The organism is Microcoleus sp. MON1_C5, from assembly GCF_036701875.1.
Lineage (GTDB): Bacteria > Cyanobacteriota > Cyanobacteriia > Cyanobacteriales > Microcoleaceae > Microcoleus.
The window spans coordinates 148331-171801 of sequence record NZ_JAUBRN010000003.1; the positions used below are offsets into that span (position 1 = coordinate 148331).

Sequence of the window (23471 nt, forward strand, 5' to 3'; positions counted from 1 at the left end):
AGTTTTCCCGGTAAATCCAGCAGCGACAAATTGGGATCCAAGTCAAGCTGAGTGCGATCGGTCAATTCCCGCTGCTCTATAATAGTTTTAATTATTGAGCTGCCTAAAATATTTAAACCTCAACGAAAACAGGGCGGCGGCTAACTCTAGCCACCGCCCTCCAGATAGTATTGCGCTATCTAAGTCTGTGCTTACGCAGGAAGCAAGACTGAATCAATAATGTGGATGACGCCATTATCAGCAGCAACATCGGCTGTGGTAACGGTAGAATCATTGATTTTGACGCCATTGGAAGCATCAATTTTAACTTCTGAACCTTCAACTGTCTTGGCAGATGTCAAATTGACCACATCAGCGGCCATAACTTTGCCAGAAACGACATGATAAGTCAAGATTTTTGTGAGCTTAGGAATGTCCTTAAGCAGTGCTTCTACAGTACCTTCGGGAAGCTTAGCAAAAGCTTCGTCAGTAGGCGCAAAAACAGTGAAGGGGCCAGCGCCTTTGAGAGTATCTACTAAACCAGCAGCTTTAACAGCAGCAACTAGGGTTGTAAAAGATCCAGCCGAAACGGCGGTATCAACGATGTCAGCCAAGTGAGTCACCTAGTTTTTGTAATCTATAAGTGACTATAACGCTAAAAAGTTAATTTAGCTACATTAATTTTTTCTCTAGTTCTGTGGGGTTTTCTGAATATTTAAGATAGCACCATATAATTTAACTCGTTTCATAAAGTACCTATCTAAAGGTAGATCTTTTTTTTGGGATTTTACTGTATTTTAATTCATTAATGTAATCCTAAATATATTAATAAGATAATCGCCCCTGCCCGGTGTTTAAACTAAACGCAGGGGCGATGGCTCGGAACCCCGGAAGCTAAAACATTTTGATTGACTTGGCAAAACATTCAACATTAAGCACAGCGCTAAGGCCCGGTAAAACCCGCCACCCCGACTGATGGCAACAGTTTGGGAAATCCAGATCTAAACTGTTAACAAACATTAACTAGCGGAAGGGTGACATGAGATACAAACTACTAGGTCACAGCGGACTTCGCGTTTCCGAAATCTGCCTCGGAACCATGACTTTTGGGGAAGAGTGGGGTTGGGGGAGTTCCTACGACGAAAGCCGGAAAATGTTCGACGCCTTTGCAGAAGCGGGCGGCAATTTCATTGATACCGCGAATCTCTACACCAACGGTACTAGCGAAAAATATGTCGGTGAGTTCATCGCAGGCGATCGCGAAAAATGGGTAGTTGCCACTAAGTATAGCCTCAACATGAAGAATGGCGAAATCAATGGTTTCGGCAACCACCGCAAAAATATGGTGCAAGCAGTAGAGGCCAGTTTGAAGCGATTGCAAGTTGAATACATAGATTTGCTGTGGCTGCACGCTTGGGATTTTACCACACCCGTCGAAGAAGTGATGCGCGCTTTTGACGATTTGGTGCGCGCCGGTAAAGTTCTTTATATCGGCATTTCCGATACGCCGGCTTGGATTATTTCTCAAGCAAATACGATCGCCAACCTGCGCGGTTGGACACCATTTATCGGCTTGCAAATCGAGTATTCTTTAAAAGAGCGAACTCCTGAACGGGACTTGATCCCTATGGCAAAAGCCTTTGATATTGGCGTCACAGCTTGGAGCCCCCTAGCAGCCGGTTTGCTGACAGGAAAATACAACACTTCAGAAACAGCCAGCGAAGCTAAACGGCTGAATTCACCTGAATCTGGAAAAATTAACGAACGAGACCTCCAAATTGCTGGCGAAGTTAGCAAAATAGCAGCCGAAATTGGTAAACCTGCTTCTCAAATAGCCCTAAATTGGCTGCGACAACAGCCAGTCCAAGTTATTCCGATTGTGGGTTCCCGCAAACTCTCGCAACTTCAGGAAAATCTCGCTTGTTTGGAGTTTGAATTAACGCCGGAGCAAATGCAGCAGTTAGACAACGTAAGTGCCATTGAATTGGGTTTTCCCCACGATTTCTTAAAGAGTTCGACGGTGCAAGATTTTGCCTTCGGAGGGGGACTGGCAAAAATTGACCCCCGACTTTAAAATTGCTGCTACCTTCTAGTCTGGGCGGGTTTACGTGGGTATTTGGCGTTCCATTGCAGATATCGGCGAAGCCGCCCTTAGAGGGATGATTGACATTTTTGCTGTGGGCGCGAGGTTAAACTGACGCCCACAGCGCAAATCTCACCACCTTGGTTTCTTGTCGCAGACTCGCGCAAAATCTTAGGTTTATCGTTGCGGTTGCGTGGTTTCTTTGATATTGTTGAGACAGGTGCTCTTCGGTGAGTTTAACCCCACTCTATGAAACTGTCAATGGTTAATCTATCGGAAGTCAGAAATGTCGGCCGACTTTTTGTATATTAGGATACAAAATTTCCCAATTAGCGCTCGGATGAGTGAAAAAAAAGCCAGGTTTGTCAAATCAAAAAGCAACATAAACTTGATGACAAATTTTCTTTCATCTCCAAATAAAGCAATAAAACTCGCTCTTTTTTCACGCCGTCCCTGCCAGTTAAGAGTCATTTTACAAGGTCGATCGGCATTTTAAGGGCTTTTGAACCCAGCATACAAGCTAAGCGCGTCCTGAGATAGAAGTCATCCTTCAGATAGAAGTTAGGGCAGAAAAACTGGGTTACATTTAACAGCAATAGCAAGTCTAACAATATTAACTTATCTCCAAGTTTCAATTCTGAAAAAAGCAGATAAGCGTGTTTCTCCGCAGCTAAACAGTTTCTTTGTTTGGCTCACTGAATGCGGCCCTTGCTAGTCAATAAAAGTTCTCAGATTTATGCTTGCGACTTTCAGTAAGAGAATGCTGAGAAATATATCCTATTGACAAATTTTAACGGACAAATTTTCATGGACAAATTCCCGAGGCTAATATGTCGCCCCCAGAAAACTCAGTAAACAATAGTTATAGCAATAAAGAGCGCGCATGGGAGATCCGATTTACCTCTATAGATCCAGCCAAATCGCCCTCTCAATTTGCTTCCTCGCCCGCATTGCGCGCCAACTTATCAAAAACTGAGGCTTTAGATGCACCAGATTTAGTTTGCCTGTCTCATTTGCGGTGGAATTTTGTCTATCAGCGTCCGCAACATCTCTTAAGTCGTTGTGCCAAAAGTCGTCGCGTATTCTTTGTAGAAGAACCAATTTATAGCGTGGCTACAGATTGGTGGCTTGATGTCAGCATCCACGAAAGCGGAGTCTGGGTAATAGTACCGCACCTGACCAAAGGAACCAGCGAAGCAACAGCACAAACTGCTCAGCAAGCCATGCTAGATGATTTGTTTCGAGCGGCCGAAATCAGCCAGTACATACTCTGGTATTACACACCAATGGCTGTGAGTTTCACCAACCACTTAAAGCCGCTAGCTGTAGTCTACGATTGCATGGATGAATTGTCAGCATTCAAAGGCGCACACCCCGATTTAAAAGCCAATGAAAACCAACTATTAAAGCGCGCCAGCGTAGTATTTACAGGCGGACACAACCTTTACGAAGCCAAGCAGCACCAGCACCCAAACATTCACGCCTTCCCCAGCAGCATCGAAAAAGAACACTTTGCGACCGCCAGGAATCTTTCACACGAACCGACGGATCAAAAAGACATTCCTCACCCGCGTTTGGGATTTTATGGCGTTATAGACGAACGCATGGATATCAAACTGCTGGGGGACATAGCCCAAGCAAGGCCGGACTGGCATTTAGTCATTATTGGCCCGGTGACGAAAATCGCTCCGACAACTCTGCCAACCCACCCAAATATCCACTATCTCGGGGGGAAATCTTATCAAGAACTGCCAGCGTATCTTGGCGGGTGGGATATCGCAATGCTGCCTTTTGCGATAAACGAATCGACTAAGTTTATTAGTCCCACGAAAACTCCAGAATACCTCGCTGCCGGCAAACCTGTGATTTCTACTCCTATCCGCGACGTGGTGCGACCCTACGGAGAAAAGGGCTTGGTTCGGATTGCTAGCAATTCTGAAGAATTCGTTGCTTGTGCCCAAGAAATCCTCAGCGAAAGTTCGGACGTTCGCACCAAGTGGCTCAGCCAAGTAGACGCCTTTTTAGCAGACAATTCTTGGGACAATACCTGGGGCGAAATGCTGGGGTTGATCGAAAGTGCGATAGACCAGAAACGGCAGAAAGCCGAAGACCGGATCAAAGTTTTAAGTTAGGAATGTTGAGGGTGAATTTAAAGAGTTACACTTTACGGATTCAAAAATTAACACTCAACACTCCTCGCTTTATCTCCAATTACCAATTATTCCTTACCCTTACCCACAATTAGAGGTGTTTCAATGTTTGACTATTTAATCGTCGGAGCCGGATTTGCAGGTAGCGTCATTGCCGAAAGACTAGCAAATGAAGCTGGAAAAACTGTCCTGATAATTGATACCCGCAACCACATCGGCGGCAACGCATACGATCACTACGACAACCACGGCATCCTGGTACACAAATACGGCCCCCACATTTTTCACACCAATTCGCGCCCAGTTTTCGAGTATCTTTCGCGCTTCACCGAGTGGCGGCCCTACGAACACCGCGTCCTTGCCAGCGTTGACGGTCAACTGCTGCCAATTCCCATCAATCTCAACACCGTCAACCAACTTTACGGACTGAATCTCACCTCATTTGAAGTAGAAGATTTCTTCGCGAAAGTAGCAGAACCAAAGGATTACATTCGCACTTCAGAAGATGTGGTTGTCAGCAAAGTCGGTCGCGAACTTTACGAGAAATTCTTCCGCAACTACACCCGCAAACAGTGGGGAATGGACCCGTCGGAACTCGACAACTCAGTGATTGCGCGCGTACCCACTCGCATTAACCGGGACGATCGCTATTTTACCGATACCTATCAAGCAATGCCGCTGCACGGCTACACTCGGATGTTTGAAAAGATGCTTTCTCACCCAAACATCAAGGTGATGCTGAATACCGACTACCGGGAAATTGAGGGTTTTATCCCTTACGGAGAAATGATTTACACCGGGCCGGTGGATTCCTATTTCAATTATTGCTACGGCAAACTTCCTTACCGTTCCTTGGAATTCAAGCACGAAACACTGAACGTACCCGTACACCAAAAAGCACCGGTCGTAAATTACCCGAACGAGCATTTATATACTCGCTGCACGGAGTTTAAATACCTCACCGGACAAGAGCATCAAAAAACTAGCATTGTCTACGAATATCCCCAAGCTGAGGGAGACCCTTACTACCCTGTTCCGCGTCCAGAAAATGCCGAAATTTACAAGAAATATAAGGCTTTGGCTGATGCAACTCCGGGAGTCTCTTTCGTGGGAAGGCTGGCGACTTACAGGTATTACAACATGGATCAAGTGGTCGCTCAAGCTCTGACAACTTACAAACAAATTACTACCAAGCCGGTAATTGAATTGGTAGAAAATGTTAACGGTTCTGCCTCTAATGTAAGCTCCTCCAATGCAGTTACCCCCCCTCGTCCAGCCGCAGCTTCTCTAGAAGTCGCTGCTGTCAACAACGGCAACGGCAACGGCAACGGTAACGGCAACTCTGCTAGCAAGTAGCTGGAAGCTGCGAGTTACGGGTAAAAAGGTAAGGTGCCCACAGAGCACCTTACTCGGTTTTCATCAAAAGTTATTTAATAATTCAAACAAGCAGTGAGGTAAAAATGAACGTTCTAGTTAAAATTGTTTTGTCTCATGAGGTTTTGGAAAATTCTCAATTTGCTCAGTTTCAGAAAGAAATACAGCGCCTCATTGAAAGCGGTGGGAAAATTCTTATGCTGGATTTCTCAAAAATTAATTTCCTGAAAAATTCCGAGTTAATGGCTGTAGTGGCGATCGTGAAATTAGTTAGGGACAGCGAATGTATACTTTTGATCTCTGCCATGAGCGAACAAGTTAGAATTCTCTTTGAACTCACGGGACTACAGCAAATATTTCAGTGTTTGCCGTTTGCAGAAGACTTTTCTCTCAAAAGTGAGCTAACTGAACCGTTAGGAGGTTTGCACAGTCTTGCTAGCTAGAGGGAGAGGGGGAGAGGGGGAGAGGGGGAGAGTGGGGAATAGGAAAAATCTTCCTGGTTTATTCTTCTTTCTTCTGACTAATGACTTCAGCACAAGAGAGCCTTCAGATGAGCCTGTATTAAGGTGCAGAACTTTTGCAAATTAATCAGCAAAAAACTTGTCAAAGTGGTGGTAATTGTGGCTAACCTATATATATAACTTCAGGTAGATGTGCCGATGAGTTGGTTAGGAAGAGAATTAGAAAATTGCGAGATAGAAGAGTCTGCAACTCTTGATAGTAAGGTCACAGTTCAAGGACGGAAAACAGGTTATCCCCGCCCTCAACTGCGCCGGAGCAACTGGATTTGTCTCAATGGTCAGTGGAGATTTGCTTACGATGACGCGGGACGCTGCGTGCAGCCGATCGATATTTCTGAGTGGACTCACACTATAGAAGTGCCGTTTGCTCCCGAATCGGCAAAAAGTGGGATCGGGGACACGAATTTTCACGCCAACTGCTGGTACGAGCGCGAATTTGACATACCCCATACAGAAGGAAGAACTCTCCTCCACTTTGGGGCCGTAGACTACCGCGCCCGCGTCTGGGTGAACGGTCAGTTTGTCATGGAACACGAAGGCGGACACACTCCTTTCAGCGCAGACATTACAGCACTTGTGAACCCCAACGGGCCGCAGCGGGTGACAGTCTGGGCCCAGGACGACCCGCAAGATTTGGAGCAACCGCGCGGCAAGCAAGACTGGCAAATAGAGCCACACAATATTTGGTATCCGCGCACGACCGGCATTTGGCAGACAGTCTGGGTAGAATTGGTGCCTCACACTTATATTGAGCGCATCCGCTGGACTCCGCAGTTTGAACGCTGGGAAATCGGTTTTGAAGCGTTTGTCGCGGGCGATCGCCAGTCGGGAATCCAGGTTAAAGTTAAACTGTCGATCGGCTGTATGCTGCTGGTCAACGACACCTACGAAGTCATCAACGGCGAAATCCACCGCCGCATCGCCCTCTCCGACCCTGGTATCGACGACTACCGCAACGAATTGCTGTGGAGTCCCGAAAAACCGACGCTAATTAATGCTCAAGTGCAGTTGTGGGCCGACGGCAAACTGCTCGACGAGGTTAAATCTTATACCGCCATGAGGACGGTGAGCATCCAGCGCGATCGCTTCATGCTAAACGGCCGCCCCTACTATTTGCGACTGGTGCTCGACCAAGGTTACTGGCCCGACACCATGATGACTGCCCCCTCCGACGAAGCTTTGCGCCACGATGTCGAATTAGTCAAAGCAATGGGTTTCAACGGCGTCCGCAAGCACCAAAAAATTGAAGACCCCCGATTTTTGTACTGGGCTGACGTGCTGGGACTCTTAGTTTGGGAAGAAATGCCCAGCGCCTACCGCTTCACTCCCAAAGCCGTTCAACGGCTGACGCGGGAGTGGACGGAAGTCATCGACCGCGACTCCAGCCACCCCTGTATCGTAGTCTGGGTGCCGTTTAACGAATCTTGGGGAGTTCCGAATTTAGTCGAAGCAGCAGCCCACCGCAACTACGTGCAAGCGCTGTATTTCTTGACAAAAACCCTCGATCCGACTCGCCCCGTCATCGGTAACGACGGCTGGGAAAGCATCGATACCGACATCCTGGCGATTCACGACTACGACAACAACCCGCACACCCTAGCAAAGCGCTACGGGCCCGAAGTCCAGCTAGCGGATTTGTTCGATCGCGGGCGTCCGGGAGGGCGCATCCTCACCCTCGACGGCCACCCCCACCAAGGACAGCCGATGATGCTGACAGAATTCGGCGGCATCGCCTGCGCTGGCCGCGAAAACCCCGATTTTTACAGAGTTTGGGGCTACGTACGCGCGTCGGACACCCAGGAACTGCAAAGGCGTTACACTGCGCTGCTGAAGGTGGTAAACCAAGTGGAAATGTTCAGTGGATTTTGTTACACGCAGTTGACCGATACTTACCAAGAAGCTAACGGTTTGCTGTATGCCGATCGCACTCCCAAGTTTCCCCTAGAGGCGATCGCGGAGGCAACTCTCGGCGGGAATAGGGCCGAAGACAGTTCACTGCCGCAAGGTATTACTCAATGCTAATTGGTGATTGGTCAAGGAAAAAGTGAAAATCTGAGATTTTTTTCTGATTTCATTTTGAGTTTTTGCCGATCGATATACTTCTTACAAAAATACCGTTTGTAGTAAGGACTTGAGTTTTTTATGATTGAAATCTAAGGAATTTAGTCCTGACTACAAACCTGAATGCCCCATTACCCATCCGATTGATGTTTCAAAGTTTTTTCATGGGCGGATTTGAATGTTCCACCCAGAGATTGCGATCCGGAAAACGCCTCGATGTCACAGCCGCCACCGGTCACGATAAATTTGCAGCAGCCGACTAACAACGCTTGCAGGATCAAGGCATTTACACAGTCCGCATTATTGGGGTGAATTATTACGATTGCAATCAGTGGATTCACAATGAAGAGCCGATGAAATACACCGATCCGCTGTACCGCCCGTTTCGTGAAATGCTGCAAGAAGTGTTTGAGCGCTACCGTCGCCCGTTATTCATAGCAGAAACGGGTACTGAAGACGATTTTAGACCTGTCTGGTTTAATTATGTGTGCACTGAGGTAATGGCGGCGATGAAAGCAGGAGTTCCGATAGAGGGAATCTGCTTGTATCCGATTGTTAACCATCCGGGTTGGGACGACGACAGGCACTGTTACAATCGTTTGTGGGATTATTGCAATGAATCGGGCGATCGAGAAATTTACCAGCCTTTGGCGGATGAATTGCAGTTTCAAAGGCAGCAGATTGAACCGTTGCTGAAGTTGCAGAATTGATAGCTGCGCTCTAATTCTGTAGGGTGCGCTGCAGCGCACCTTAAGCTGCTAATCTAATTAATAGTCTGAGCTCGTGTCCGGTCGATCGACTGCCATATCCGAAAAAAGCCTTGAGCTGCTTTAAGAAAGCAAATAGCTCTACAACCGCTGGGCTCATTCTTCCCATGGACTGCCTTTGGCTTCCAAATCTGCCATTTTTTCCTTCCTTAGTTCATGTAAGGTTCTATTAGTCGAACTAAGCACGGCCCATTCATAAATATTTATAGAAGACCAACCAGTAACTTTCTTTCCCCAATTATTATAGGAGATTTCTTCCCCATTAAATATGACAAATGTAGGATCAATTATTATAGCTTCAGAGCTTTCAAACTCTTTAATTTCAATGCTATCCCCAGCTTTGATTAATTCCCACTCAAACAACTGATCCATTCGAGGTAGCCAAGTTCTATTAAAGGCAGAATCAGTGGATATAATTTCTTCCTTAATTGTAGAACCTCCTCCGGCTAAACCCACGTAAAAATCATCCAGTTGTGCCGGAGGCAAAATTTTATCAATACTCAAAAAACCTTGCTCTCCTATAAAAACAGGAGTGATATTAAGGCAGAGCGCGTCTACCCCATTTGAAATCAACCAAGCAACAGCAGAAAGGGTTTGCTCATCAAAGGATGAGGCTATAAGTATTATTCGTTGTTTTTTGTTAAAAGTTTTGAGTGCGTCATTGCTTGACAAGAATTTATTCAACTCTCGTCTCGCTTTTTCACTAGGAGTCAAATCACCTAATTCATACTCATCTTTGTGTATCTCGATATATGAGCTATAGACCAACTCTACAAGGGATTCAGGTGTCGAAATTTTGGCATAACTCGCGGCATACCTGATAGCTTGAAATTCAAAAGGTTCTTTTCGGGCTTTGATGTCTTGTACGTCGCGTTTAATCTCGATTAGAACAATATTGCCATCTGCATCAATGGCAGTTAAGTCGCTAATCCCGTTACTTGCATTACGAACTTGTTGACCAACAACTAGGAGAGTTTCGTCATCTCCAAAGAGCAAATTAATGTTTTTGCGTAAGAACTCTTCAATATGTCTTTCCTGTAAGTTTAAGTCTTTAAAGTTTCTGACTTTTATTTCTATTGCTTCGTTCCTTTGGATGCCGCCGTCGTCGAAAGTAACAGGTATGTACATCGCACTCCCCTTTGCTGCTATTGGCTGTCTAAGTGTTCAACTATATTGAGCCTATGTATCCGCTCAATAATCCGGGGTAAATCGCTCAACGATGCACCAGGAACCAAACTAAATAAAGCCGGGCCGGTTTTTGCTGTTGCTGCGGGCTGTCACGCCTTTTCTGAGCAAAAACCCGGTTTCTGGCTACCCGTGCGTAAGTCCTAATAGCAATAAGGGCGGGCAAAATGCCCACCCCACATACTAGATATCACTTTGATATCAGACTTAAATTTTCAATACCCCCAGGGGAATTCGAATCCCCGTCGCATCCGTGAAAGGGATGTGTCCTAGGCCTCTAGACGATGGGGGCGCGTCGTTGCGTTTGCTTGTGTTCCGCACCTTTATTACCTTAACTAATCTTTCCCAATCTGTCAACTACTTTGCGAAACTTTTTTTTCTACTCGTCCCAAAGCTCGTCACAGTAGGCTTTGAGGATGGCGGCGCAATTGCCGATCGCCCCGAGATGAGCAATTTCAAAGCCGTGGGTGTTCTGGGTGGGGAAAGCCAAACAAGCGGCGCGGGCTACGTGGCCGAACTTCATGGCGATCGAAGCATCGCTCCCAAAACCGCTAATTACCGCCAACTGCACCTCTACATCGGCTGCTGTGGCTGCTGCGCGCAATTGGGCGTTTAATCCTTCATCGTAGACTCCGTAGCCGTCCTGAACCAGCAAAACCGGGTTTTCGCTGTCACGAATCGGGTATTCCGGTGCTAGAGGGCAAATTTCCAAAGCGATCAGCGCGTCCAACGGCTGGCGCTGCGTGAAATACAAAGCTCCGATCGCTCCAACCTCCTCCTTCGCCGACGCTACCAAGTAAACATTCACCGCAGGCTCTTTCAAACATTCCGCCAGAGCCAGCAAAATCGCCACTGAAGCCTTGTTGTCAAGAGTGTAGCTGGCGATCCAATCCTTCAACCGCAGCGGGCGCTTGCGGTGCTTTCCCACCACCATCCGCGTGCCCGGTCGAATTCCGGCCTCGGCTAATTCCTCGGCGGTACACTTAGTTTCGATCCAGGCATTTTCCCACTTTAAAGAAACATCTTCCTGCTGAGCTTTCTGAGGAGATTCGTGAGAAACATGGCGGGAACCGAAGCTGAGAATGCCGCTAATTGTTTGCTTGTCCCCGAGCAAATCCACCACGCCTTCGCCGTAAACCCAAGGAAATGCGCCGCCCAATCTGCGGACTTCCACCCGGCCCCTCTCGCCTATTGTTTTAACTAGGGCGCCAATTTCGTCTTTGTGGGCGGTAATGGCGATCGACTTTTCGGGATTGCGGCCCTTAATTAGGGCGATCGCATTATCCGCGCGATCGAGCCAAGCATTCACTCCCAGGGCGGCGAATTTTTCCATCAACCGCTGGTTAATTTCCGACTCCGCACCGCTGGGTGAGTGCAGCATTACTAATTCTTCGATTGTTTGGAACAGGCGATCGAACTCTAACATTTTTGATCTTCGTTTTTAGGAGCGAATTTTGACATATATTAAAGCAGATTTACTCTCTATTTCCCCGGCGATACACTTAGTTTTAATTCAGGCATTTTCCCACTTGAAAGAAACATCTTCCTGCTGAGCTTTTTGAGGAGCCTAGGAATGAAGCAATTGGTCGCAGCAAAGGGGGATTGAGTAACAAGATTCATGGGAGCGCGTGGATGCGTTGGGCAATCCGTTGGGGTTTCACCTCGCCCCCGGACAAGCTGGTGACGCGAGCAAGAGCCGACCAACTGCAGCCATTACTGCTGGCGGATACACTGCTCGCTAACAAGGGCTATGATCCTGATCAGCGCGTGATTGACCCTCTCAATGCCGAGGGGAAGACCACCGTGATTTCACCTCGCCGCCATTGCAAGACCCTGGAAACTTACGATGCTGAATTGTACAGAGCCCCTCATTTGATTGAGAACTTTTTCCCCAAGCTCAAGCACTATCAGGCTATCGCGGCGCGCTATTACCGTAGGGCGGTGAACTTTCCGGCGTGCGATGCTTCTGGCTGCTGCGGTCATCTGGTTGAATTGATGACACCCCCTAAATTAACTTGACAGTGCGGTAAACTAATATGCCTGACCTCTTGAACACCTTCTTTTCTAATAATTTCATTCCTCACGGGCATTGTTACCTCTGGAAACCGGGGCTAGTCTGGCTGCACTTAACGTCAGATGCCTTGACTACCCTCGCTTATTTCTCGGTGGCGGTTGCCATTGTTTACTTTACGAATGAGCGTAAGGATCTGCCTGCCCACACGGTGATACTGCTGGTGGGTTTCTTTTTTATCTTTGCCTTATGTGGCATGACGCACCTGATGGGAATAGTGACACTTTGGCACCCCATTTATTGGGTTTCAGGACTGATCAAAGCTGTCACTGGTGCTTGGTCTTTGTATACCTTCACCTTTTTATTGATTCCCTTAATTCCAGTGGCACTCGATACGCCCAGTCCAGCTCAACTTGCCCTTACAAACCAGGAACTAGAAAATAGTCGCCGCCGTATCGAGGCGATTAATGTGGAGCTAGAGCAACGGGTGCAGGAACGCACTTCCCAACTCGAAGCGTCTAATCGCACCAAAGACGAATTATTGATGCGTGAACAAATAATTCGGGCAGAGGCAGAGGCAGCTAATCGTGCCAAGGATGAGTTTCTCTCGATTCTTTCTCATGAACTCAGAACTCCTCTCAACGCGATCTTAGGGTGGTCAACGATGTTACGGCAAAAAAACCTGAGTGAGGATAAGGTGGCGCGCGCTTTGGAGACGATCGAGCGAAACGCGAAGTCTCAAGCCCAGCTCATCGAAGACATCCTCGATGTTTCTCGCATCATCACAGGTAAACTGCGTCTCCGAGTCCGTCCTGTCAACCTCGTGCCGGTGATTGAATCGGCGATTGAGTCTGTACAATTGGCGGCTGAGGCAAAGTCAATTCGCCTGCAAAGCGTACTCGATTCTGAAGCGGGTCCGCTCTTGGGTGATGCCGATAGGTTGCAGCAAGTTGTGTGGAATCTACTTTCTAACGCGGTCAAATTTACGCCTAAAGACGGGCGAGTCCAGATTCTTTTGCAGCGGGTTAATTCCCATGTTGAAATTACTGTCAGCGACACTGGAGCAGGCATCAGCTCGGACTTTCTACCGTTTGTCTTCGATCGCTTCAGCCAGCACGACAGCACCACTACTCGCAGTTATGGGGGGTTGGGTTTAGGGTTAGCCATTGTGCGTCAATTAGTTGAATTACATGGCGGGACTGTAACGGTAGTGAGTCCAGGGATAGGACAGGGGACGACCTTTACAGTCAAACTGCCCGTGATGATTATCCATCTACCACCCAGCGCTCCAGAGCCATTAAACTCGCTCGTCGAGGCGAAGGGGAGATTTCAGGCCTCGCCGACCCTTGAAGGCTTACAAATCTTAGTGGTAGAGGACGAGGCTGACGCGCTAGAGTTGCTGAGCACCATTCTCGAAAAGTATGGTGCTGATGTCATGGCTGTGGCTTCGGTCAAGGAGGCCTTGACCATTATCGAAACCGCAACCGATCGCAGCCCCGATGTTTTAGTGAGCGATATTGGGATGCCGGATGAGGATGGCTACTCCCTGATCCGCAAGTTGCGTCAAGTTGAAGCGCAGCGGGGCGGTAGGCTACCCGCGATCGCGCTGACGGCTTATGCCCGGAATGACGATCGTCAGCAGTCACTATTAGCAGGTTTTCAGATGCATTTGACCAAACCCGTAGATGCTGCGGAGTTAGTGGCGGTGGTGGCCAGCCTCACGGGACGTACAAGCAGGTGCTAAAACCCAGGTGTTCAAGAACAAATGTTGCGTTTGAGAATAATGGGCTTCTTGTCAGCTTGGGGTGAAGGCTAGGGGTTGTGGCAAATCAAGCTTGTGAGTGTCGTCAGCAGGACAAACGTCTGTTAACTTGACTCAGGTAACAGGTCTACTGTATCCAGGATAGGTGGTTATCAGGAAATTGGGTTTAAAACCCCGTCCTTCTAGGGCGGCTTTAATTTCTTAAATCCATTCCTAAAAATCAGGAATTGCTAGTATTGGTAGTATACTAAAATCGTCAAGGTTAAACTCCTTTACCATCGTGAAACAGTTAAGACACACTTTTAGGTATAAACCGGGGGACGCAGAGGGGCGAAAACTCTTAAAACAGCTAAAGGATCAACGCATCCTTAAACCAGTAAAAACAAACAATTTCTTGATTTGTTAAGTAGGGTAGGGCATACCCAAACTCTAGGCTTGTATCCTAGTACGCTTTTGGAGATAGACCCTCTGGGGTTACTATGAATTAGACTCGTCAATTTGTACTATTGTACGGTTGAAAGGTTTAAGGACTGCCGCAAGGACATGGTGCTTAAAGGTCAGTCGATGAATTAAGAATCCCCACGCCTTTAGGCTGGGGAGTGTCAACGAGTAGAGCCTGCATGAGTGCTAGATTCTCTAGGATGCCAATTTCATCTTTGCCAGCGGTAATGGCGATCGACTTTTGGGGATTGCGGTCGGGAATTAGGGCGATCGCATTGTTCGCACGATCGACGAGCCAAGCATTCACTCCCGGGCCGGCGAATTTTTCCATCAACCGCTGGTTAATTTCCGACTCCGCAGCCCTGGGAAAGTCGAGTATTACTAACTCTTCAATTGTTGGCAGCAGCCCATCGAGCTCTAACATTTTTCTATTCCGTGTTTTGAAGCGCATTTTGACATATATTAAATTATATTTACTCTCAATACACTCTTCTTATGAACAAAAAAATAACTTTCTGTAATGATATCTAGCGCTTTCTCAACCAACTCGTAATCAGCCGGACGGGTAGACTAAAAATCTCGCCTTCAGGTTGAATTCGCAGACTTCAACTGGATTTACAAGCCGTGCAAAACGTGAATTATTACCTAGAGGTTTTTCCCTCATCTAAGGTTATTTTAAAATTACAACAAATCTCAATCTCTCCCTATGCTTGTCCATAAACTTCAGCAACTCCTGCAGCGCCAAATTCGAGCCAAAAAATTAGGGATTAAATTTAACAGAGTTGCTAGCTTTCAATTGCCCGAACAATTAATTGTGCAAGGAAAACTGCATCGAATAAACGTGCCTTCAGAGAAAGGCATGAACGGAGAATTTATAGAAGTGCTTTTAGACGACTGCTACGGAGTCGAGCAATTATCTGAATCGCTGATGACAATTATTGATATTGGAGCCAATGTTGGCTTATTTCCGATTGTTGCGAGGAACAGGTTTCCCCAGGCCGTAATTCACGCCTACGAACCTAATCTCTACCTAGAAAATTACCTCAAACATCAATCTCAAATCGCAAATTTTACATATTTTATGGAAGCAGTAGGAGACCGAGATGGTAAAGTAGTCCTCGACATTCGGGAAGTTTCGGGAAAAACCCGATCGACAGTTAGCGAAAGCGGCGAAATACCAATGGTATCATTTCGCAGGGCGATCGAGCGAATTGGTGGTAGCGTCGATTTAGCCAAAGTAGACTGCGAAGGTGCAGAATGGCTGTTATTTGAAGATCGAGATACTTGGCAACTTGTGCAAAACCTTTCTTTAGAATATCACTTGTGGTCTGGTCACACTCACGCGGAAACCCGACAAATTATTGAAAACTTAGGATTTCGGGTCAGAAAGCAAATACCAATAGATAAATGGTACGGCTCGATTTTAGCATCCCGAACCTGCAACCCTCAAGGATATAGCAGATGTTGAAGAAGGAAGCTCGGCAACGGATTCGCTTTTTTCTGATGTAATGGATGTCAGAAAGAAGGTTAATTCTTCTGGAGTTGTGGTGATAAATCAAACTAATCAGAAAAGCCAGCTAATAACCGGGTACGAAAATTGTCGAAGTTAGCAAAATCCTAAGCTTTTGTGCATTTAAATATGGTTTCATTAAAAATGAATTTAGTCAATCACTAAAAAAATGCCAGCCAATCATTATCTCAACGAGACGAGCAAATATAAAAATTACAGAAAGCCTTAAAAGAGGAAAAAGGAGATATTAGATAAATAATTCTGATTTTATGATTGCTTAATGACGGATAAAATCAAGCTAAAATTGCTAAAATTTTGGGTAGCTCCGTAAATAATATCAAATCCGTTAGCATCGGAATAGTAAATTCGAGTTCACTGTTGACGGTTGACTGTTGACTGTTGACTGTTCACTGTAAACAGTCAACAGTCAACCGTCAACCGTCAACATCATTCCGGTGTAACCGGAAATGATATAAGGTGTCTCATTGGTGTATTCAGGGAGATCCAGAGCATCTAGAAACTCCAACCAGAGGCGATAATGAATGGAAGTCATAGAAAACCCACAGATAAATAGATAAAAATTTTACAGAGTTTTCCGTAGTTATGACCTATAGTAGCAACAATCAGTGAACCAAGTTCTTAAATGGTTAGGATTCATGTTGGTTGAGGGCAACTGCTACGATCCTATCAATCATTGCTGGGGCCTTGGGAGCAAACCTTCGCAAAAACGATTTAAGCGGTGACCACCACATTTCAATAAGATTAAAATAGGGAGAGTAGGGGTATAAACAAATAACACTTGCACCTACGCTTTCAATCATTGGTAAAATTGAAGCGAGTTTCTGAGCTGGTAAATTATCCATCACTACTACCGCTTCTAGCCATAATTGAGGGCATAAAAACTTCTCAATAAATACGGCAAATGCTGGCTCGTCCATTGCATCATTCATTGTCATTACGGTCATAAATTTCTTCAGGCTAATTCCGCCAATAACTGTGACTTTAGAGCCTCGATAAAATAGCTTGATTCCGGCCAACGAATGTCCCTACCTGTGAACGAGCAACAGCCCTAGCCAAACGAGCGCATAATCCCCGTTTCATCTAAGAATACGCTTGTTATGGATCTCGATATTTTTGATTTTTTCCCAATACTCAACTCTTAACTTTTGGACTCTTTCTGTTCCAGCTTGGCTACTGTACTATGTTTTTTTTTACGATTGAGTCCTAATTTTTGTCGCATACCGACACACTGCCGTCCGACTCACCCAATTTCCCCTTCGCTGTAGCAATAATTCAGATAATTCAACCTGCATTAGCATCGGGATACTCGGCTAAAGCATACTCTGACTTCTGCTTCTGCATTAGTCAGCCAAATGGCTGAATCGGGGTTTTCCCCTCTTTTTTGGAAGTAAGTTTCCCTCAGTTTGTTGTTGCTTGACCAGTTTTTGAACCAGACTTTTAGTAACACCAAACCCACTGGCTACTTTTCTGGCTTGACATCTTTTCTACTAAGTGTGCTGTCACTATTTTTAATGCCAGGTCGAGGGAATAGGATTTCCGACGCTTTGGCTATCAAATCTTCCAATTATCAATTGTACCTCATAACATCGTCAAGTGCTGTATCGTCATTGAAGGTCTGTTTTCATAAGAAAGAAGAGTACCTCAAAAAAATTGACACAGAAATGCCTAATATTCATTGATAATTCCTTCCGTAATCTAGTCGCGACTATAACTTAATTGAATTGGTGCGACCTTCAACAAAAGAATACATTGCTAATCAACTGTTTACATCAAGTGAAAAACTAGAGTATTTATTACATCGCCTCTTAAATGAAGGAGAGTTGATTATTAAATGGGGACGAAAAATCCCAAACAAGGGTAATTATTGTAGCACGGTTTAAATGCACAACAGCTTATCCAACCCATCCTTCTATTTGGGTGTATTTATCCTTGGTTACCAATATTTGCTTATCCTAATTTATTGCTTGGGTTCAACGATTTAATTGATACAATAAATCAATTCCCACCCTTTTATTCTTCTGTTTGATCTGGCTTATTTCTTACTTCTTTAATCCGGAAAGTGACAGAAGAGGGAGATCGGGGTTTGGATCACGGGCTTACAGTGGCATTTTTTTGGCGGAGTGGTATAACTACTCGGAATCAACAAATATTGCAATTCGTCAAGCGCTAGTGGGAGAGGGTAAATTAGTGTTGGATATAGAAAAATCTACAGGAAGTATCGAAGTGCCTGTCCCATTCGCCTTGCCAGCAGGATCGGGCTGGTAAAGTTGGATACGAGCGCGCCCAAGTCGTTTAGCTTGATAAAGCGCTTGGTCGGCTGCGGCAATCAGAATTTCGGCTCCCGATTCAGATGCAGGAACAATACTCGCTACGCCCAGACTCATAGTGACGTACGGGCTCACTTGAGAACCAGCGTGAGGAAGCTGCAAAGCTGCGATTTTAAGCTGTATGTGTTCGGCTACCATCACGGCGCCTTGAATCGCGGTATTTGGCAAAATAACGGCAAATTCTTCGCCTCCGTACCGAGCTACTAAATCGGCGGGGCGACCGACTGCATTGCCGATCGCCGCAGCGACTTGTCGCAAACATTCGTCTCCCCCTGGGTGCCCGTAGGTATCGTTGTAACTTTTAAAAGAATCAATATCGCAAAGAATCAGGGACAGAGGCGTTTGTTCCCGGGCTTGTCTGCGCCACTCCATTTCTAAATACTGATCGAATCGGCGGCGGTTTGCTAGCTGCGTGAGTTCGTCTAAAGTTGCCAAGCGCTCTAACTTGAGGTTGGCCGCTTGCAACTGCTGGTAGAGTTCTGCTTGCTTGATGGCGATCGCCAACTGCGTGGCCAGAGAAGACAGCAACTCTACTTCCAACTGCATCCACTGCCGGGGACTGCACTGGTGGGCCATCAGCAGCCCCCACAACTCGTCTCCTTGCACTAAAGGCACTACCAAATAAGCTCTCACCGCGAATTGTGCGAGCAAGTCAATTTGATATTGCGGCATATCGGCGGCCAAAACATCAGCGATCGGTCGGATAGCTCGATGTTGGTACGCTTCGATATAGAACTGGTCAAAACAGAAATTTTCCAGGGTTTCCCCCAACATCGGCGGGCAGTTGGGAGCTACAGATTCCACTGTCACCGCCCCCGTCGCCGGGCCGGCGCAGAGACTGGCGGTACAGGGGTTGAAGCGGACGATCATCACTCGATCGGCCTGAAGGAAGTGACGCACTTCTGTCACTGTCGTGCTGAGCACTTCGCCCAAATCCAGAGACTGGCGGATGTGCTGAGTAATCGTCGCCATCAGCAGTTCTCGTTCGTTCTGCTGTCGCAGCGCCTCTTCTGCCCGCTTGTACTCGGTGATATCTTGAGCGGTGCCGAAAATTTGTTTGGGGCAGCCGTCGGCTGTGCGGGCGAAAACTTGGTCGCGGCAGCGAAACCAGCGCCATTCGCCCGATCGATGTTTGAGCCGATACTCCAACTCCAAAATATGCCCGTCTTGGGTCGAGGGAAATTTTTGCTGGTGGGCTTTGAGCCTGGGCAAATCTTCTGGGTACACCAAACTGGAGAACAAAGCAGTTTGCATCTGTAAAATTTCTTGGGGAGTGTACCCCAGCAATTTAGAAGCTTGACCGTTGACGTAGACGTTTCGCTGTTCGGTCAAATCGTAGATGTAGAGCAAATAAGGCGCCGCGTCAGCAATCTGCTGGATGAAATGCTGGCTCGATCGCAATTCTTCCTCCACCCGCTGACGCACTTGCACTTCTTCCAAAGCTTGATCCCGCATTGTGCGGTAAGCTTGGATGCGGTGGGTGAGGTCGGTCACGTCTTGAATCACCAGCAGCGCGTAAAACGATGGGGAATTGACCCCGGGCCATATTGATGACGAAGCTGAGGGTGCAGATTCCCTAGACAAAAAAGCACTTCTTGGTGATCCGACTCCGACAGTACCGTCTGATTCCAACTCAAGAGTACGGAGAACCCAGTCTCTAATTTCCTGTTCTTCTATGCCAGCCTCTTGGGCTGGCACAGCAGTCACAGTAGTTTGCTGAATTCGCTGCTGACCGTCTTGCCAAGTTGCCGGAATCAGGTGTTTGTGAATTTGAGAAGAAAAAATTGTTGGCGGGCCTCCTGCAAAGATTTGCTTGAAGCGAGTGGCATACTTTAACTGACTCAGGTGAGGAAAATGGGTTGTGATCTTTGTTCCCAATATTTGGCTGCGGGGAATTTTAGTCCACTCTTCCAGACAAGTGTTCCAAAACAGCACCACAAAATCATCTTGCAGCAAGCAGGCGCCGACTGGTACGCTGTCGAGAACCCCAAACTTTTCCTTAATACTTTTGCTCTCCTCAATCATAGACCCCCGGCAAGTTGATTGATAGCAGTCAACAAGGTGTCAAAGGAATTAACATTGAAAATAAGAATGATATCTCCTTCAATGTGAAGCCTTTCAATCATGAAACTGGTCTGGGCTAATAAAACAACTGTATCAGTAGCTAAACCGCCAGATATCAGCAAATTAGCAATCGTCCCTTCGCTATAAGTGGGAATTGAGTAGTTCAGGCGCTGCTGAAGTACGTTGCTGATTGCACCCATGACCCCATTAATTACAATATTTCCCACTTCACTCAGCGTACCAATTTTGACTGAATCGAGATCGTGAGTTCCCACTTCTTCCCCTGTAAGCATTGTCACCAGCAGGGCAGCGCTGTTGGTGGGAAAGACTAGCTGGGCAATGCCTCCAAAGGAGCCTGTGAATTTGAGCTGGACAGCGGCGATTTGCTCGCCGTTGAGGTGTTGCTCTAACTCTTCTTCCACGTCGATGGGAGTCAGGATTTGAAGGTAGGGGATTTGCAAGCGAATCGGGGAGTCGATCATGTCGTTCAAAACCCCTGCGGCTTGACCGATACCGATGTTGACGAGTTCCTGCAAAGCATCGAGCTGTCGAGTGCTTAATTTCATTGGGTGCTCTCCTGGCTGACACTGAGAGCTTTTTTGATCCACCCGATTAGTTCGTCTGAGTTGGGCATTTTGTGAATGACTGCCATGGCTCCGAGTTCCATGCACTCGGAGCGGGTGCTTGCTTGGATGTCTGCGGTAATTACGATCACTGGAATTTTATATCCTCGATCGCGCATGGCTTGCAGGACTTCCCGACCTTCCATTTCTGGCATCAGCAGATCTAAGAGCATACAGTTTGGGGTTTTAGTGCCGAGCTGTTCTAGAGCTTCTGGGCCGCTGGATGCTTCCCAAGTCTCGTATCCTTCTGCTCGCAAGATTTTGCAGATCACCCTGCGAGTCAACCACGAATCTTCGACAACGAGAATTGATGTCACTACGTTCTCCTCCTTCTATTTTTTATAACTGACCGGCGTTGCAGGTACTGCTTTTATCTTGACAGTAATTTAAAGTGCTGGGACGGTGTGCGATCGAGCTTCACTTGGAATTCCTGTTCTTAAAAACTAACGCATTAATGTGTGGGATAGTTTAGTATCTTGGACTATGTGAAGAAAAAACCCGGTTTCTGAATGAAACCAGGTTTGCGGGATCTCTATTGCTCCTAACATGGGCGCTCAATTATAGATTACCAAACGCTTGCGGAGCGATTCTACTCGCTGTTTGGCCGTGGTATTGTCTGGATCGCAGGCGAGAGCTTGTTCGTACATTTCCAAGGCTTGAGCTGTTAATTTCTTGCGCTCGTAGGCGTGACCCAGATTATTGAGAGATGTAACGTATCCTGGCTGTAACTTCAGGGCTTCTTTGTAGTGGCGGATTGCGATGTCGTACTGTTCTTGGCCAAAGTGTGCAAAACCGAGGGCGTTGTAAATAACAGCTTGATTTTCTTCGCCTTCTAAGTCTTTGGCTTTCAGGGCTTTTTGAAACAGTACGATCGCCTGGGAGTAAAGCTTCTTATCTAGATAGATACTTCCTAATTCGTAGTATTCCTGTGCTGTTCCTTTTTCTACTGTCAGCTTATTTTCTAAGCGTTCCAGAGACATTTCCAGCTTCCGAGTTTTAAGAATCTGGCGCACCACAAACCAGGAAGTGCTGCCGAGTATAGCCAGCAGGACTGACAGGTAAACAATGAGCAAATTACTATCCATGTTTTTCTTAAAATTAGGTAGGTCTGTGGAAGGTTTTATTTATTTTAAGGCGATAGCCATCTCTGATATCTGCCTCTGCAACTGTATAAAAAACAAGGAAATAGCGATCGAGCGGCCCGATCGCGATTTCTGAAAAAGCAAGAGCCCAGAAGTAAGAACAAAGAAGGAAAGTTTGTCTCAACCTCCTAAATTTATCAGGAGTTTTCCTTCTCTGGCAGACAGTTAAATCTTTCTTACTTCTGCTTTCTGCCTTCTGAGAATCAAGCGAACTTTCAGCCTCCGGCTCGATTAGCCATTTCCACGACTTTACCGAATGTTGCGGGGTCAATGATCGCCATTTGTGCCAGCATTTTGCGGTTAATTTCGATGTTGGCTTTTTTCATGTTGCCGATCAGTCTGCTGTAGCTCGTGCCGTGCTGGCGCGATGCAGCATTGATCCGAGCAATCCACAGGCGGCGGAAATCGCGCTTGCGTTTTTTGCGATCGCGATAACCGTTACGCAGGGCCTGCATCACCCGTTGGTTAGCTGTGCGGAACTGTTTCGACTGTGCGCCTCGGAAACCCTTGGCTAATTTGAGAATTTTTTTGCGGCGCGCTCTGGCGACATTACCGCGTTTTACCCGTGTCATCTTTAATTTCCGTTAAACTTTACAAGTATGGAAGCATTAACCGCACGTTAGCATCGTTGGTCTCGTCGATGACGACCAGCTTAGATAGACGGCTTTTGCGAGCTGAACTTTTGTGCTGTAGCAAGTGGCTTTTGTAAGCTTTACGGCGCACAATTTTACCGCTGCCGGTCGCTCTAAAGCGCTTTGCGGCTGCTTTGCGAGTTTTGAGTTTTGGCATGAACTGGTGTTATTTGGACACAAGCTTATACCGTATCACGTTTGTGGTACTTTCTGCAAGGGAGATTTGCGGGTTGAGGGTGGCGCTGTATTTGCTGCGATATACAGGATGGGCGATCAGGTAATCTTACGGTTGTTTGCTGCAGTTAACGTCTGGTATAAAATGTTATACCGCAGTTCCAGTATAATTAAGGGTTATACCTCTGGGTTATCACCAGGGTTAATATTTGAAAGCTGCTAGTGAGCCCCGATAATTAAATTGAAGATGCAACTTGCAAAAGTCTGGGCGCAATTGCTGCTGTGCGTCTCTAATTCTCTTGAGATTTATGAATCTGTATGAACAAATAAAATTTATGAAACAGGGATGCAGCACTCACATTTGCCAAAATCTCGTGCGAGCTGAGTGGAAAAATTTATGTACAATTAGTAGAGACTTTTGGGCAACTTTTTAAGCTAATTTTCCTCAATTTTTGAACTTTATTGAGTTGATAACTAGAGAGTCCAGCTATCAGATTAAATCTTAATCCGAACCGACGGTGGCGATTTGTATATCGACTCGATAAAATCCTAAAAACTTTTAGTTTCCCTTGATTATGGTAACTTAGGGTAACACTATCCTACTACATTGACACCACTCTGACCCCGGGCGATCGTTGAAGCTA

The 23471-nt window shown here is 46.5% G+C and carries 21 protein-coding genes and 1 tRNA gene; 9 read left to right on the plus strand and 13 right to left on the minus strand.

The features are described from left to right. Nucleotides 1-191: 191 nt before the first annotated feature. Nucleotides 192-593, minus strand: coding sequence for a fasciclin domain-containing protein (locus QUA71_RS02780; RefSeq protein WP_333281968.1), 402 nt, complete (start codon nucleotides 591-593; stop codon nucleotides 192-194). A 425-nt stretch (nucleotides 594-1018) separates the two neighbouring features. Between QUA71_RS02780 and QUA71_RS02785 the strand changes: the two genes are divergently transcribed. From QUA71_RS02785 to QUA71_RS02810, 6 genes are all read left to right on the plus strand, one after another. Further along, nucleotides 1019-2053 (plus strand): aldo/keto reductase, encoded by a 1035-nt coding sequence (locus QUA71_RS02785; RefSeq protein ID WP_333281905.1) that lies wholly within the window; start codon nucleotides 1019-1021, stop codon nucleotides 2051-2053. An 839-nt stretch (nucleotides 2054-2892) separates the two neighbouring features. Further along, nucleotides 2893-4194, plus strand: a complete 1302-nt coding sequence (locus QUA71_RS02790; protein WP_333281908.1) for a glycosyltransferase family 1 protein — start codon at nucleotides 2893-2895, stop codon at nucleotides 4192-4194. A 123-nt stretch (nucleotides 4195-4317) separates the two neighbouring features. Beyond that, nucleotides 4318-5568, plus strand: coding sequence for a UDP-galactopyranose mutase (glf, locus tag QUA71_RS02795; RefSeq protein ID WP_333281910.1), 1251 nt, complete (start codon nucleotides 4318-4320; stop codon nucleotides 5566-5568). 104 nt (nucleotides 5569-5672) lie between these two features. Next, nucleotides 5673-6029 (plus strand): STAS domain-containing protein, encoded by a 357-nt coding sequence (locus tag QUA71_RS02800; RefSeq protein WP_190658147.1) that lies wholly within the window; start codon nucleotides 5673-5675, stop codon nucleotides 6027-6029. A gap of 216 nt (nucleotides 6030-6245) precedes the next feature. After that, complete coding sequence (locus tag QUA71_RS02805) at nucleotides 6246-8129, plus strand: glycoside hydrolase family 2 TIM barrel-domain containing protein (protein WP_333281913.1); 1884 nt, start codon at nucleotides 6246-6248, stop codon at nucleotides 8127-8129. 347 nt (nucleotides 8130-8476) lie between these two features. Next, nucleotides 8477-8878: a hypothetical protein gene (locus tag QUA71_RS02810; protein WP_333281916.1), complete on the plus strand. Its 402-nt coding sequence runs from the start codon at nucleotides 8477-8479 to the stop codon at nucleotides 8876-8878. 153 nt (nucleotides 8879-9031) lie between these two features. Here the strand turns inward: QUA71_RS02810 and QUA71_RS02815 are convergent, their stop codons facing one another. From QUA71_RS02815 to QUA71_RS02825, 3 genes are all read right to left on the minus strand, one after another. Then, the gene (locus QUA71_RS02815) at nucleotides 9032-10063 is read right to left on the minus strand and encodes a hypothetical protein (protein ID WP_333281919.1); all 1032 of its coding nucleotides are present in this window, start codon (nucleotides 10061-10063) and stop codon (nucleotides 9032-9034) included. Between the two features lie 276 nt (nucleotides 10064-10339). After that, nucleotides 10340-10412: transfer RNA gene (locus QUA71_RS02820), tRNA-Glu, on the minus strand. An 87-nt stretch (nucleotides 10413-10499) separates the two neighbouring features. Beyond that, nucleotides 10500-11546, minus strand: coding sequence for a M42 family peptidase (locus tag QUA71_RS02825; RefSeq protein ID WP_333281922.1), 1047 nt, complete (start codon nucleotides 11544-11546; stop codon nucleotides 10500-10502). Between the two features lie 206 nt (nucleotides 11547-11752). Here QUA71_RS02825 and QUA71_RS02830 point away from each other — a divergent pair, with 206 nt between their 5' ends. Both QUA71_RS02830 and QUA71_RS02835 read left to right on the plus strand, forming a co-directional pair. Next, nucleotides 11753-12139, plus strand: coding sequence for a hypothetical protein (locus tag QUA71_RS02830; protein ID WP_333281925.1), 387 nt, complete (start codon nucleotides 11753-11755; stop codon nucleotides 12137-12139). A 17-nt stretch (nucleotides 12140-12156) separates the two neighbouring features. Then, on the plus strand, nucleotides 12157-13875 hold the full coding sequence (locus QUA71_RS02835) for an ATP-binding protein (protein ID WP_333281928.1): 1719 nt from the start codon (nucleotides 12157-12159) through the stop codon (nucleotides 13873-13875). 568 nt (nucleotides 13876-14443) lie between these two features. On the opposite strand, the gene QUA71_RS02840 is transcribed toward QUA71_RS02835, so the two are convergent. Continuing rightward, nucleotides 14444-14758: a hypothetical protein gene (locus QUA71_RS02840; protein WP_333281931.1), complete on the minus strand. Its 315-nt coding sequence runs from the start codon at nucleotides 14756-14758 to the stop codon at nucleotides 14444-14446. A 282-nt stretch (nucleotides 14759-15040) separates the two neighbouring features. On the opposite strand from QUA71_RS02840, the gene QUA71_RS02845 reads away from it, so the two are divergent. After that, nucleotides 15041-15802 carry an FkbM family methyltransferase gene (locus QUA71_RS02845; protein WP_333281934.1) on the plus strand — a complete coding sequence of 254 codons (762 nt, stop codon included), beginning with the start codon at nucleotides 15041-15043 and terminating at the stop codon, nucleotides 15800-15802. Nucleotides 15803-16271: 469 nt separating this feature from the next. Here QUA71_RS02845 and QUA71_RS02850 read toward each other — a convergent pair whose 3' ends face one another. The 8 genes from QUA71_RS02850 to rpmI all read right to left on the minus strand — a co-directional run bounded on the left by QUA71_RS02850 (nucleotide 16272) and on the right by rpmI (nucleotide 22810). Continuing rightward, a complete protein-coding gene (locus tag QUA71_RS02850) occupies nucleotides 16272-16397 on the minus strand; it encodes a hypothetical protein (RefSeq protein WP_333281938.1) in 126 nt (41 codons plus the stop codon). Nucleotides 16398-16491: 94 nt separating this feature from the next. Next, the gene (locus tag QUA71_RS02855) at nucleotides 16492-16881 is read right to left on the minus strand and encodes a transposase (protein ID WP_333281940.1); all 390 of its coding nucleotides are present in this window, start codon (nucleotides 16879-16881) and stop codon (nucleotides 16492-16494) included. Nucleotides 16882-18024: 1143 nt separating this feature from the next. Beyond that, nucleotides 18025-20217, minus strand: a complete 2193-nt coding sequence (locus QUA71_RS02860; protein ID WP_333281943.1) for a diguanylate cyclase domain-containing protein — start codon at nucleotides 20215-20217, stop codon at nucleotides 18025-18027. After that, nucleotides 20214-20822, minus strand: coding sequence for a hypothetical protein (locus QUA71_RS02865; RefSeq protein WP_006634168.1), 609 nt, complete (start codon nucleotides 20820-20822; stop codon nucleotides 20214-20216). Before QUA71_RS02865 ends, QUA71_RS02860 begins: the two co-directional genes overlap by 4 nt. Further along, nucleotides 20819-21196, minus strand: coding sequence for a response regulator (locus QUA71_RS02870; protein ID WP_333281947.1), 378 nt, complete (start codon nucleotides 21194-21196; stop codon nucleotides 20819-20821). Before QUA71_RS02870 ends, QUA71_RS02865 begins: the two co-directional genes overlap by 4 nt. A 237-nt stretch (nucleotides 21197-21433) precedes the next feature. Continuing rightward, complete coding sequence (locus tag QUA71_RS02875; protein ID WP_190658173.1) at nucleotides 21434-21964, minus strand: tetratricopeptide repeat protein; 531 nt, start codon at nucleotides 21962-21964, stop codon at nucleotides 21434-21436. Nucleotides 21965-22236: 272 nt separating this feature from the next. After that, a complete protein-coding gene (rplT, locus tag QUA71_RS02880) occupies nucleotides 22237-22593 on the minus strand; it encodes a 50S ribosomal protein L20 (protein WP_190658174.1) in 357 nt (118 codons plus the stop codon). Nucleotides 22594-22612: 19 nt separating this feature from the next. Continuing rightward, nucleotides 22613-22810, minus strand: coding sequence for a 50S ribosomal protein L35 (rpmI, locus tag QUA71_RS02885; RefSeq protein WP_006634164.1), 198 nt, complete (start codon nucleotides 22808-22810; stop codon nucleotides 22613-22615). Nucleotides 22811-23471 lie beyond the last annotated feature (661 nt).

Coding starts and splice junctions, on each gene's coding strand:
- QUA71_RS02785 (WP_333281905.1), top strand. CDS start 1,019: ATGAGATACAAACTACTAGGTCACAGCGGACTTCGCGTTTCCGAAATC.
- QUA71_RS02850 (WP_333281938.1), bottom strand. CDS start 16,397: ATGACTTCCATTCATTATCGCCTCTGGTTGGAGTTTCTAGATGCTCTG.
- QUA71_RS02835 (WP_333281928.1), top strand. CDS start 12,157: ATGCCTGACCTCTTGAACACCTTCTTTTCTAATAATTTCATTCCTCAC.
- rplT (WP_190658174.1), bottom strand. CDS start 22,593: ATGACACGGGTAAAACGCGGTAATGTCGCCAGAGCGCGCCGCAAAAAA.
- QUA71_RS02805 (WP_333281913.1), top strand. CDS start 6,246: ATGAGTTGGTTAGGAAGAGAATTAGAAAATTGCGAGATAGAAGAGTCT.
- QUA71_RS02845 (WP_333281934.1), top strand. CDS start 15,041: ATGCTTGTCCATAAACTTCAGCAACTCCTGCAGCGCCAAATTCGAGCC.
- QUA71_RS02790 (WP_333281908.1), top strand. CDS start 2,893: ATGTCGCCCCCAGAAAACTCAGTAAACAATAGTTATAGCAATAAAGAG.
- QUA71_RS02815 (WP_333281919.1), bottom strand. CDS start 10,063: ATGTACATACCTGTTACTTTCGACGACGGCGGCATCCAAAGGAACGAA.
- QUA71_RS02860 (WP_333281943.1), bottom strand. CDS start 20,217: ATGATTGAGGAGAGCAAAAGTATTAAGGAAAAGTTTGGGGTTCTCGAC.
- QUA71_RS02840 (WP_333281931.1), bottom strand. CDS start 14,758: ATGTTAGAGCTCGATGGGCTGCTGCCAACAATTGAAGAGTTAGTAATA.
- QUA71_RS02800 (WP_190658147.1), top strand. CDS start 5,673: ATGAACGTTCTAGTTAAAATTGTTTTGTCTCATGAGGTTTTGGAAAAT.
- glf (WP_333281910.1), top strand. CDS start 4,318: ATGTTTGACTATTTAATCGTCGGAGCCGGATTTGCAGGTAGCGTCATT.
- QUA71_RS02825 (WP_333281922.1), bottom strand. CDS start 11,546: ATGTTAGAGTTCGATCGCCTGTTCCAAACAATCGAAGAATTAGTAATG.
- QUA71_RS02830 (WP_333281925.1), top strand. CDS start 11,753: ATGCGTTGGGCAATCCGTTGGGGTTTCACCTCGCCCCCGGACAAGCTG.
- QUA71_RS02865 (WP_006634168.1), bottom strand. CDS start 20,822: ATGAAATTAAGCACTCGACAGCTCGATGCTTTGCAGGAACTCGTCAAC.
- QUA71_RS02875 (WP_190658173.1), bottom strand. CDS start 21,964: ATGGATAGTAATTTGCTCATTGTTTACCTGTCAGTCCTGCTGGCTATA.
- rpmI (WP_006634164.1), bottom strand. CDS start 22,810: ATGCCAAAACTCAAAACTCGCAAAGCAGCCGCAAAGCGCTTTAGAGCG.